We start from the raw sequence: 12,275 nt of genomic DNA on the forward strand, positions 1-12,275 counted from the left end.
ACACAAAAGGTCCGAGAATTACCTCTCAGACCTTTTGTTTGTTCTGTTTAGAAAGTAATGCTTTAAATGGTCCAGCCGTCAGGCAGGGTGCGTTGAAATTCTTGCAAGGGTTTTAATTTTGTTAGCAGATAATTGCCTGTTAGCCCCACTAAAAATCCAGATAAGATGCCACTGAATGACAGTATAGGGAGGTAATTTAAAACGAGCCATGATTGTCCGATGAGGGCAAAAACAACGAGTTGTCCAACATTATGCATAACTCCGCCCATGACAGAGATTCCGATAACACTGACACGCTTTAGTCCTAATTGTTTTAAAACTAACATAATACCGTAGCTCAGCCATGTTCCCGCAAAACCATAAAGAAAGGTAGAAAAAGAACCTGCTAAAAAGGTAGAAATGCCTAATCTAAGTAGGACGACTTTTAAGCTATCTTTAGGTGGGAGGGTGAAAATAGCAATGATGCTAACAAGATTTCCAAGTCCTAATTTTGCTCCTGGAGCAAATGTAAAAGGAGTTGGTAAAAAACGTTCAAAAAATGAAATAATGACAGCTTGTGCAGCTAACATAGTAATGAAAACGAGTTTACGATGTGAAAACATACCATTATTTTATCACAAATTAGTGAAAAATTTCCAAATGAGATTGAAAAAAAGAGCTTATTTTGTTAGAATATTAACGATTATGAATAATTTAAATCTATTTGTAACTATCTTAAAGGAGAGGTCAAAATGACGAAAAATATCGTTATCGTCGGAGCTGGTTATGCTGGTGTTACAGCGGCTCGTTCATTGGCGAAAACATTTAAGAAAAACGATGAGGTGACCATCACTCTTATCGATAAAAATTCATTCCATACTTACATGACTGAACTGCATGAAGTGGCAGCTGGTCGTGTAGAGCCTGAGGCTATTAAATACGACCTTCAACGTATTTTCAAAAAATATCCTAAGGTTGACTTGGTAACAGACAAGGTTGTTAGCATTGATTATGACAAGAAAGTTGTTGTAGCAGAGCACCAAAACTTGCCATTTGATTACCTCTTGCTCGCTATGGGTGGTGAGGCAAATGACTTTGGTATTCAAGGTGTTAAAGAACATGGCTTTACTCTTTGGTCTATTGAAGCAGCTGAACAACTTCATGATCATATTGTTGATGCTTGCTACCGAGCAATGCGTGAACATGATGAAGCCAAACGCCGTGCTCTTTTGACCTTTACAGTCATTGGTGCTGGATTTACTGGTATTGAAATGGTCGGAGAACTTATTGATTGGGTTCCAATCTTGGCTAAACAATTCAAACTTGATCCAAAAGAATTCTCACTTAAAGTTGTTGAAGCAATGCCTAAAATCCTTAACATGGTGACGGATAAAGAGCAAGTTAAAGCAACTAAATATCTTGAGAAAAATGGTGTTGAACTTGTCCTTAATGATGGCGTGACAAGTGTTACAGAGGATGCTTTGCATTTGTCATCAGGTCGGACCATTCCAACCTATACTTCAATTTGGACAGCTGGTGTACAAGCTACTACGGATGCTGCAAACTTTGATATTGAAAAAGCGCGTGCAGGTCGCTTGGTTGCTAACGAATTCATGGAAGCTAAAGGCAAAGAAAATGTCTACGTAGCTGGTGACTTGGTTTACTTTGAAGAATCAGAAGGTCGTCCAACACCACAAATTGTTCAAGCAGCTGAACAAACCGGTCATACAGCAGCCAAAAACATTGCGGCAGCTATTACCAGTAGTGAAAAACATGCCTACAAAGGTAAGTATGACGGTTTCATGGTTTCAATTGGTGCTAAATACACAGTTGCTTACGTTTATGACAAATACCACGTTTCTGGATTTATCGCAAGTGCTATGAAGCACTTTACAAACTTGCTTTACTTCTTCACAATTAGTTCATTCTATAACATTTTTGCTTATCTTCGTCACGAATTCTTTGACATCAAAGATGGTCGTAACATGTTTGGTAGCCATACCTCAAGCAAGGGAAATCGTATGTGGTTGGTTCCACTTCGTGTTTTCTATGGATCAGTTTGGTTGTTTGAAGGTGTGAAGAAAGCATTTGGTCTTTTTGGAACAAATTCATGGTTTGGTGACAAGGTTGTCTTCCCATTCCCATGGTTGCAAGAAGTCGCAGAGGCAACGTCAGGTGCTTCTGAAGCAGCAACCGAAACAGTTTCTGCAGCATCAGGCGCTGCAGAAGCAACTACAGAAGCTGCTCATCAAATCTTCAGCTTGAGCTACGCTTATGGTGAAGAGCCAATGCAAGTTTTGAAAGAGATGCCAGATTGGTTTGCGGCCATCATGAAATTTATGATTCCTAACCAAGACGTTGCGCTCTTTATGCAAAAATTCATGACAGTTGTTGAAATTGCAATCGGTCTTGCCCTCATTGCAGGTGCCTTTGTTTGGCTTGTTAGCGCGGTCACAGCATCGTTTGTTGTTATGTTTAGTTTGTCTGGAATGTTCTACTGGGTAAACATCTGGTTCATCCCAGTTGCTATCGCTCTTATGGGTGGTGCAGGACGTAGCTTTGGTTTGGACTATTGGATTATGCCATGGTTAGGTCAGTTCTTGGATAAATGGATTTACGGCACTCCAAGACATATCTATCGTAAAAAATCCTAGGAAACTACACAATTAAAAATATTCGTGTTATAATGTATAGAGTTACTTCTCACTATGTAGAGGTAACTCTATTTTCTTGAGATAAGGAGTTCTAGTGGTACATCACATTTGGGATGCTTATCCCCATATTCAAAAAAATCTTTACCGTGTCAAAGAAATTATGATTTCTGAAATGACTGTTATTCATCCCAGTGTGAAAGTCAAAATTCTGGATTATATTAATGCGCCAGGTAAGTATGTCAGAGCCGGACTTTGCTTGCTTTTCTCTGCTGATGAACAAGGGAACATCCCAGAAGGAAAATTGTATCTTGCGGCTTATATTGAATTGCTGCATTTAGCGACACTTATTCATGATGATGTGATTGATGAGGCTGACAATCGCCGTGGAATCACCGCAATTCATAAAACCTATTCTAATCGTATTGCCATTTATGCAGGTGATTATCTTCTTGCGTATGCCAATCGCTTAGCGCTTAAAGGCATTGAGTTGTTAGACATCACAAAGGAAGATGCCACAATAACCAATCTCAATCTTCTTGAACGTCTATTAGCAGGTGAGTTAGCTCAGCTGATGAATCAATTTCGCCCAGAAATGACCATGAAAGATTACCTTAAGCAAATCAAGGGTAAGACAGCCTTTCTGTTTGCCATAGCTTGTCAAATAGGAGCTTGGCGTCCGAAGGCAAGTAAAAAAATGGGGCGCATTGCATTTAATCTTGGTCAGCAGGTTGGGATGGCTTTTCAAATCTCTGATGATTTAATTGATTATCGTCTGTCTCAAGAAAAATCAGGAAAACCACATATGCAAGATATCCAAAATGGCATTTACACCGCGCCTTACCTTTTTGCGAAATCCCTCTCTAATGACTTTAAAGATTATCTGGAAACGATTGATATTAAAGATTTGAATGATGATCAGCTAATGGCTATTTATCATCTGATTGAGGAGTCTGGAGCTTTTAAAAAGACAGAGGAGTTAATTGATAAATTCCTCAATAAAGCATTTATTAACTTAGAAAAATTAAAAATATCTGATACTAATCAGATGAAACTTTTCCTGGCACAATTAATGAATCGACAATTTTAAAGGAATTGTTTGAACAATTAAAATAGTTTGTGGAAGGTCAGGTTTTATATAGACAGTGTTTACGTTTTGTGCTAAAATTAACCTATAAATTAAGGAAGGAATTTTTTCAAGAAATGAAAAAGAAAATCGTTCTAGCATCATTGCTATTTGCATCAGTACTAACATTAACTGCTTGTGGCAGTTCTTCAACTAAAGAAACAGCTAAAGAGACAACTACAGAAGCCGCTAAAGTTGAGAAAAAAGCAGAGCTTAAAGACGGTACTTACAAAGCTGAGACTGGATTTGACGATCGTGGTTGGAAAGCTGTACACACAATCACTGTTTCAGGTGGTAAAGTAACTGAGTCTACTTTTGATTATGAAAACAAAGAAGGTGCTTTGAAATCAGAAGATGCTGAGTACAACAAAAACATGGAAGCTAAATCTGGTGTTTCTTCAAAAGATGCAACAGACAAATTAGATGAAGAATTCCTTAAAGCTCAATCAGCAGACGTTGAAGTTGTAACAGGTGCAACACACACAACTGAAAACTTCAAAGCTACCGCAGCAGCTCTTTTAGAAGCAGCAGCAGAAGGTAACACTGAAACAATCGTATTGAAATAAGTCGATACGGATACATTTTATCAAGTACCTCTTGCCAATGAGGTACTTTTTGCATTAAAGGAAAATACATGAAAAATAAGGTTTTAAAACTCATTGTTGTGGTTTTTCTCAGTCTCTTTTATTTATCGGCTTGTTCTTCTAAGGAAAAAGCGGGGCTAAAAATTACTGATAAGCCTGAAACACGAACGGAGTCTTTGCTTCACACGGTGGTTCAGCTCAGCATTTACCATGAACATCAAGAAAAAGCAATGGAAGATGCTTTGGACTATATCAAAGACATGGAAGCACTTTTGTCTACCAATCTTGAAGGTTCTGATGTTTATAAAATTAACCACGCAGCAGGTAAAGAGGCAGTTAAAGTTCAAAAAGAAACGTTTGATATCATAGAGGCTGCGCTTACCATGTCAGAACGTAGTCAGGGCAAATTTGATGTTTCTATTGGTGCTGTCAGCAACCTCTGGAAGATTGGCGATACCGACGCTAGAATTCCAGAACCTCAGGAGATTACAAGCGCTCTTAACAATATCGATTATCGTCGTATTAAATTAGATGACAAAAATCAGACTGTTTTTATTGAAGATGGGATGACTTTGGAGCTTGGTGCCATTTCAAAAGGTTATATTGCTGATGGGGTAAAAAAAGTATTTGAAAAGCACGGCATTACAACGGCTATCATTAATTTAGGTGGTAATGTTCTAGTGATGGGAACGTCTCCAAAATCTAAGGATGGTTGGACTGTTGGCGTTCAGAATCCTGATGCTGTTCGTGGAGAAACGGTTGGTTCCGTTAAGGTGATTGATAGCTCTGTTGTGACCTCTGGTATTTATGAGCGTTATCTAAAAGGACCTGATGGTGAGATTTATCACCATATCTTGGATCCAAAGACAGGTTATCCAGTTGAAAATAACATTTCTGGCGTTACTGTTTACACCAAAACATCTATTCAAGGTGATGAATTTTCAACGAGTCTCTTTTTACTAGGAATTGATGAAGGGCTTAAATTGGTCAATGAGACTGAAGGAGTAGAAGCTGTTTTCATTGATAAAGATGGTGGCATTCATCTCAGTGAAGGCCTCAAAGATAGATTTGAATTAAGAAACGAGGATTACCACATTGTCGACTAAACACAATGCTTTAACACTACCAATCTTTTTAGAATTTGTTGAATTACGAACAAAGGTTGCCAGTGTTTTTCCGATGTTCATAGGAATTTTTTGGGCAGTCTATCATTATAAGACCTTTAATCTGGTGAATACCCTTCTCTTTATCTTAGCTGCTATCACTTTTGATATGTGTACAACGGCCATTAATAATACGATGGATTATAAAAAAGCTCTTGATACCGATTATAAAGAGCAGGAAAATGTGATTGGCGCCAATAAGCTTAATTTTCAGCAAATGGTACACATTATTTTTGCTCTCTTAGGATTTTCAGTGCTGATATCGCTGATATTAGTATGGCGAATAGACATCATCTTATTGCCAATCGGTATCCTGTGCTTTTTAATCGGTATTTTCTATACCTTTGGTCCTATGCCTTTATCACGTTTACCACTTGGCGAGTTATTTTCAGGTGTTACCATGGGATTTGGCATTTTTTTCCTTGCCATCTTTATTCAAAAGCCGGATTTATTGGTATCAAGCCTACTAACTGCAAGTGCCTATCAGATTAACCTGGCTTGGCTTGAAATCATCCAAATAGCAGTTCTAAGCCTGCCACTGATTTGCTTGATTGCTAATATCATGTTGGCAAATAACCTCTGTGACTATGAACAAGATATCAAAAATGGTCGTTATACTTTGGTTCATTACATTGGAAAAGCCAGAGGCGTCACCTTATATACGGTGTTAAATCTCATGCCATGGATGTTATGGGTAATTTATCCCCTAGCAGGGCTTTTGCCTAAATGGACGTGGTTAGGGCTAGTATTAGTCATCATCAATGTGACGTTTTTGAAAGCTTTTCGAAAAGAACAAGTGAAACGATTGACCTTTATCAATGCCATCAAGAGTTTTGTTCTCTTTTCTGGACTATATCTGATAAGTTTAGTTATCGCAACAATAATATAAAAAAGCTGAGACGTTCTCAGCTTTTTTAAGTGGCTCTATAAGGGTAAAATTAATTCTTCTTCGTCAGACTCAGAATCTTCAGGAGCAACAATTTCAATAATCAACTGGTGGGGAAGGCAGATAGAGAATTGCCCGGCTCTCTGTATCCAACCCGTGTTAACAGCGATCTGGTCAGGACTATTATCTTCTCTGACACGGATACGTGAGCCATCAACCTCTACAATATTATATTGCCCCTCAGCAGGATAGTAGGTCTTTTCAAAATGCTCACCACCCTCAGATAAAGGAAATTCATCAACAATCTCACCCTGAATCTTAACAATCGCTATTAAATGGGGTTGAGACTCCTGATGAGCAGTGCGATACCAAGTCACACCAAGAGGAAGAAAGGATAAGATAATCGCTAAGCTAATAAAAAGGTAGTCAAAAGGTTTAAAGTACTCTAATAAAGTTATTCTTGATTTTTTCACAGTAACTATTGTATAGAAAAATAGGGGTATTGTAAAGGAAGAAAATGTTTACGTAAAAAACGTATCGCATCAATTGTGATTCTAACTGCTATGGGACCTATGTTTGTTAGCTCCGTTAGTGCAACTAATTCTTTAGGATCTGAACGTCATATTGTTCAAATTGGAGACAAACTTCCAGACATGAGGACTTCTATTCCTAATTATACCTTTGTTGGTTATATCGAAAATGATATTGAGGATGATTTATTTGAAACGAATGCTTCTGATGATTCCTTTGTAGATGGTAGTGTTGCACCTGATGCATCCCTACCGACAGTAGAAACTCCTAAAGCTGAAGTTTCTGAGATTACCGAAATTCCAAGTGATTACCCAACGGTAGAATTGCCAGAGGCAGAGCTTCCAGAAATCACTGAAGTTCCAACGGAATATCCGACAGTAGAATTACCAGAAGCAGAAATTACGGAAGTTCCAAGTGATTATCCGACTGTAGAGCTACCACAAGCCGAAGTTCCAGAAATTACTGAGGTCCCAATTGACTATCCAACAGTAGAACTACCAGAAGCAGAGCTTCAAGAAATTACCGAAGACACTGAAATTAGTGAAATCCCATCTGATTACCCAACGGTCGATCTTCCAGAAGCTAAAATTACAGAGACGACTCACCCTATTGAAAGCAAACGCGTTGAAGACAGTACCGTTTTTGTTGGCGATGATGCCACGCTACCTGGGACGCCATCGGTAACTTTCCACATTGAAATTGATGGCGAAGCGACAGACGTCACAAGGCCTGGTACCCCTGAGACGACTATTGTCGGAACTAGACCTGTAACTGTTATTAGAAAAGAAACTAAGGTTTTACCTTTTGAGACCGAGGAAACCATAAATCCAGAGGCTTACACTGATGAAGTTGTAGAAACGCCAGGTGTTAACGGCGAGCGAGTAGAAGTGATTACGACTAATGAAAAAACAGGTGAAGTGACAACGACTGTTGAATCAGAAACACCTGCTAAACCTCACACGATTGTTAGAGGTAGCAAAGAAATTAAAAGTCGTATTGCAGAAATCAATGTAACTTCTATTCCATTTACGGAAACCATTGTTGAGGATTCAGCTCTACCTGTGGGTCAAAGTGTTATTGATACACCAGGTGTGGATGGTGAACTTGAAACCACTGTTGTCTATGAAACGATTAAAGGTGTTAAAACTGATACTGTTATTTCTACAGAGAGCAAGCGATTAAAAGAGCCTGTTACACAAGTCAAACGTGTTGGTAAGAAAGTGGCAAAAGATGAGCCGACTGTAACATTTAAAACACTGTCAGAAGACGATCTCAATAAAGACATTTCAGTAACGCACACGATTAACGATCCTGATAAGGCGTTAACTGCAACAACTTTTACCATTTATAATAAGCAAACCGGTCAAGCTGTTAAGACTGTGACGATTACTGATCAAGCTGTCAATGTGACGGATGGTTTAGACTATGACACGCCGTATGAAATTGAAACGTCATACACATACGATATCGGTGCAGGTTCGGTGACTAAAACACTCCCTGATCGCGTTCCGTTTGAACTTGAAATCAAGAAAATTGAAATGCGTAATATCGTTTCAACCAAGTTGTTTGAAATGGTTGACAACACACCAGCTGAACGTAGTTCGCTTACCAGTCAACCAACAGATATGTCTAAGTTCTACATTCAGATTGATACGACAGACAAGCGAGATGCTTACATTCCAGTTCATGCGATTGAAGAAGCAGTCGTAGATGGTGAAGCGGCTTACAAAGTAACCGTCAAAATGGATGAATTGGTTCAAGACCGACAAGGCTATAAAGAAGACTACACTTTCTATGTGCGTAAGTCTAAGGTGAGCGCTAATAATACTTACTACAATTTTGGTGATTTGGTGACAGCTATTAAGGCTAATCCGCTCGGCCATTTTACATTAGGAAGTGACTTGTTCGCTCCTGAGGCTAAAGACGCTTACGTCAAAGAATTCTCTGGTATATTAACGGGTGGCAACTTCGCTATCTATAACCTGACAGCGCCACTGATTGCGAAGGCGAGTGGAAAAATTTCTGACCTTGACCTTAAAAACGTTAAGATTAATTCAGACCAGTCCTTTGTCGGTGCCCTTGCAGGGGAACTTACCACAGGTGCTCGGCTTGAAAATGTTGCCGTTACAGGCAATATCACTGGTAAAACCATGGTAGGTGGTATTGTAGGTAAAGCGACAGAGTCACATATGGAAAATGTTCTCTTTAAGGGAACAGTAATCTCAACAAATACTGATCAAAATAATGCTAACTTTGTTGGTGGTTTAGTTGGTCGTATTGAACATGGCGGTATCAATCGTGGCTATGTCGATGCAACAATCGAATCATCGTCTTGGAATAATAATCAACGCGTTGGTGCTGTTGCTGGATCGCTTTATACCACTAAGGGAACCGGAATTGAAAATGTTTTTGCGACTGGTTCAGTTATCAACCACAACGCAGGCGTTCCCAAAGGTGCTTCAGGTATTGTCGCTTCGATTTGGCAAAATGGTTTCTTGCGCAACGCTGTAACAGATGTTAAGGTGACAAATGGTGTCCATGTTAATAGTGATGTAAATCATGGCTGGGCCAATGTTAATCGCCAGACTGTTCTTGTGACACCAAATGCTTCTGCAACCGATAAGGATTTGTGGAGCAAGGTTGATGAGAAGGCGATGGAAAAAGTAGCAGGATTTGGCATTAATGTGGCTATTAATCCTGATGGTAATTTGAAACTTTATGACACAAGTTACACGGTGGATTATACAGACCTTCCAAACTATTCTGCGACAAAAGCCATTGCTTATAAGAATGTTGAGAAGTTGTTACCTTTCTTCAATAAAGAAACCATCGTTAAATACGGTAACCGATTGACTGGTGATTTAGCGACTAAAACAATACGTTCAGTAACGCCAATGAAAACTGGCAAGGTGGTAACCCATGTCGATGATAATACTGACATTGACAGTATTCTAATCCACTTTGAAGATGATACGGTTCTTACGCAAAATGTAACTTTCAAAGAAACCTTTAAAAATTCTGGCGTCCTAGAATATGATCTAGCAGGTTCGCTTTACACACCAGAAATGCTAGTTGGTAACTATGATAGTATCATTGCTCGTGTGTCGCCAGCAATTCAGCAAATTGACTATCATTCACAAGCAACAGCTGAAATGCTTGGAAAAACAGCCACTGAAAAACAAATTCAAGACCATGCCAAGAGTGAGAAGCTTAACATCGAAGACGGTCGTACCCATTGGTACCGTACGCGCATGGATGAGTTGTATCTAAAACCAACGATTGATCATATCAAGGCAAACTTGACCGATTATTTGCGTAACCTTCTAACAGCAGATGCGTCAGTTAATACGCTAGGGAAGGCTGTTGAAGATGCGATGGTTCACAAAATCACAAGCAATAAGGAAAAACTGATTTTCGGTTTAGCTTATATGCAGCGTTGGTATGATATCGACTTTGCTAAGATGAATGTCCGTGACTTGATGACCTATCATCAAGATTTTAATGGGTCACCAATTAGTGCTATTGATTTCTTGATTGCGCTAGGTAGCAACTATGAGAACGTTAAGTTATCTAACAACTTGGCAACGTATCGAAATAATATTAAAACTGGTGATGAGAATACTATTTTAGACTTTTACACGGATTTCCGCGAGAAGTTTACGGATTATGCTGATGATCAAGAATGGTTCAAAAACACTTCTGAAATTATTGTCAGTGAAAATCCGTCTCTCTTAAGACCTGATTTTGATGTGAGCATCTGGCAACGACTTACTGCTAGTGATTATGAGCGTAAGCATATTTTACCGCTTTTAACAGCTGATCGTGGTGTTTATGCCATTACAAGTACCCACGGTATTATGTTTGGTGGTATTGATACCTACAAAAAACGTGCCGAGTTAACTGAGGAAGAATTTGTTAAATTTGAAGAGACTGTTAAGAAAATTGGTGAATGGCACCGTGCCTACTTTGATTTCTGGTATCGTGTAGCTAATGCTGATGTTAAGGACCGCCTTCTCCGTATTGAGCCATTGCATACTTGGGATGCTAAAGGAAATTCTCCATGGACTGGAGACACCATTACAGAGTATGTCAATGACTTTGTAGGACCAATCGGCGTTCGCTGGGCAATGAATGGCTCTGCAGCTTACGCAACTGGTTATGCAACCTACTTTGTTGCTTATCAAGCGCTAAACCAAGCAGGCCATACGACCTATACCCATGAAGCAACTCACAATTTAGATGGTCAGGTTTATCTTGGTAAATATGGCCGTCGTACGCCATCGGGTGCTGAGATGTATGCCCGCGGTCTCTTAGAAACCGCAGGTTCATCAAGTCATGGTATTATTGGACTTAATATGACCTATGATTGGACAGCCGACCGAAACAACGCTGTCAAATCACAAACTATGGTACATAATGCCTCTCCAGACCGTTTCCAAAATGAACAAGATACTAATGATTACTTACGCCGTGCCTTTGATGTTATCTACTCACTGGATATTTTAGAAGCGGAATACGCACTTAAAAACAACAAGGTAGGAGTGCTCTTCAATAAAATGGATAGTTCTCACCCAGGTTGGTTAGCTCAGATGACTCGTGCAGAAATCACTGATCCATCAAGGATTAAGACACTCGGTGACTTTGTCGATAATGAGCTTATTTCATACCGTTATGGTCGTGGTAGTGCAGATGGTTACGGATTGCGTGAAAATGGTTATTGGTTTGTCTCTTTAAGTGCTCCGATTTTCGGTACAGGTACTGGCCCTAAAGGTATCGCAAGCGATCTTCCGTATAGACGTATGGCTTGGGAAACTTGGGGGAATGCTGGCTATACCGATGGCTTCCTAAACTATGCTTCCAATAAACTTAAGGTCAAAGATGGCCCGAATGTTACAGATAGCATGATTGCTAAGGAAATTTCAAATGGTCAAACCGATGATCTCAAACAGCTCAAGAAGCAGTGGTTAACGGAACGTCAAAACAAGCTAAATAAACTCAAATCCATTACCTTCACAATGAATAACAAGGTTTATACGCTTAATGGCGTAGAGGATATCCGCAAACTTATTGATGACACATTAGCAAGCGATTTGGCAAACAACAAACGTGATATCGAAAAAGTTAAAAACCACATCTTTGCAGCTTATCTACGTGATACAAATGAATTCCGTACAGACATCTATAATTAAACCTTGAAACGTCGTTTTATCGACTAAAAATAGTATCAGAAAATAAATCTGGTAAGATAACTAAAAACCCTTCTTGGAAACATGGCTATTTCTAAGAAGGGTTTTATTTTTGCAGGTATCCGTAAAAGAGATAGTGTTTAGAGGAGCGCCATAACCTCAAGACGTT

Annotated in this window: 8 protein-coding genes; 6 read left to right on the plus strand and 2 right to left on the minus strand. The window is 39.2% G+C overall.

Annotation, left to right across the window (positions count from 1 at the left end; genetic code table 11):
- Window positions 1-62 precede the first annotated feature (62 nt).
- Window positions 63-602: a Gx transporter family protein gene (locus AB6M99_RS04960; protein WP_369351157.1), complete on the minus strand. Its 540-nt coding sequence runs from the start codon at window positions 600-602 to the stop codon at window positions 63-65.
- A 129-nt stretch (window positions 603-731) separates the two neighbouring features.
- Between AB6M99_RS04960 and AB6M99_RS04965 the strand changes: the two genes are divergently transcribed.
- The 5 genes from AB6M99_RS04965 (at window position 732) to AB6M99_RS04985 (ending at window position 6,392) form a co-directional block, all read left to right on the plus strand.
- Window positions 732-2,633 carry an NAD(P)/FAD-dependent oxidoreductase gene (locus tag AB6M99_RS04965; protein ID WP_121834489.1) on the plus strand — a complete coding sequence of 634 codons (1,902 nt, stop codon included), beginning with the start codon at window positions 732-734 and terminating at the stop codon, window positions 2,631-2,633.
- A gap of 94 nt (window positions 2,634-2,727) precedes the next feature.
- Window positions 2,728-3,720 (plus strand): polyprenyl synthetase family protein, encoded by a 993-nt coding sequence (locus AB6M99_RS04970; RefSeq protein WP_121834490.1) that lies wholly within the window; start codon window positions 2,728-2,730, stop codon window positions 3,718-3,720.
- A gap of 113 nt (window positions 3,721-3,833) precedes the next feature.
- Window positions 3,834-4,322, plus strand: a complete 489-nt coding sequence (locus tag AB6M99_RS04975) for an FMN-binding protein (protein ID WP_121834491.1) — start codon at window positions 3,834-3,836, stop codon at window positions 4,320-4,322.
- 68 nt (window positions 4,323-4,390) lie between these two features.
- Window positions 4,391-5,446, plus strand: a complete 1,056-nt coding sequence (locus AB6M99_RS04980) for an FAD:protein FMN transferase (RefSeq protein WP_121834492.1) — start codon at window positions 4,391-4,393, stop codon at window positions 5,444-5,446.
- Window positions 5,436-6,392 (plus strand): 1,4-dihydroxy-2-naphthoate polyprenyltransferase, encoded by a 957-nt coding sequence (locus AB6M99_RS04985; RefSeq protein ID WP_369351158.1) that lies wholly within the window; start codon window positions 5,436-5,438, stop codon window positions 6,390-6,392. Before AB6M99_RS04980 ends, AB6M99_RS04985 begins: the two co-directional genes overlap by 11 nt.
- 35 nt (window positions 6,393-6,427) lie before the next feature.
- On the opposite strand, the gene AB6M99_RS04990 is transcribed toward AB6M99_RS04985, so the two are convergent.
- Window positions 6,428-6,862, minus strand: coding sequence for a NusG domain II-containing protein (locus AB6M99_RS04990; RefSeq protein WP_121834494.1), 435 nt, complete (start codon window positions 6,860-6,862; stop codon window positions 6,428-6,430).
- A 99-nt stretch (window positions 6,863-6,961) separates the two neighbouring features.
- On the opposite strand from AB6M99_RS04990, the gene AB6M99_RS04995 reads away from it, so the two are divergent.
- Window positions 6,962-12,109: a ZmpA/ZmpB/ZmpC family metallo-endopeptidase gene (locus AB6M99_RS04995; protein ID WP_369351160.1), complete on the plus strand. Its 5,148-nt coding sequence runs from the start codon at window positions 6,962-6,964 to the stop codon at window positions 12,107-12,109.
- Window positions 12,110-12,275 lie beyond the last annotated feature (166 nt).

This window comes from Streptococcus hillyeri (assembly GCF_041081565.1).
GTDB classification, from domain to species: domain Bacteria; phylum Bacillota; class Bacilli; order Lactobacillales; family Streptococcaceae; genus Streptococcus; species Streptococcus hillyeri.

What these genes read in the sequence shown, in the direction of transcription:
- AB6M99_RS04995 (WP_369351160.1), top strand. Translation starts at nt 6,962, where the DNA reads ATGTTTGTTAGCTCCGTTAGTGCAACTAATTCTTTAGGATCTGAACGT.
- AB6M99_RS04960 (WP_369351157.1), bottom strand. Translation starts at nt 602, where the DNA reads ATGTTTTCACATCGTAAACTCGTTTTCATTACTATGTTAGCTGCACAA.
- AB6M99_RS04975 (WP_121834491.1), top strand. Translation starts at nt 3,834, where the DNA reads ATGAAAAAGAAAATCGTTCTAGCATCATTGCTATTTGCATCAGTACTA.
- AB6M99_RS04980 (WP_121834492.1), top strand. Translation starts at nt 4,391, where the DNA reads ATGAAAAATAAGGTTTTAAAACTCATTGTTGTGGTTTTTCTCAGTCTC.
- AB6M99_RS04965 (WP_121834489.1), top strand. Translation starts at nt 732, where the DNA reads ATGACGAAAAATATCGTTATCGTCGGAGCTGGTTATGCTGGTGTTACA.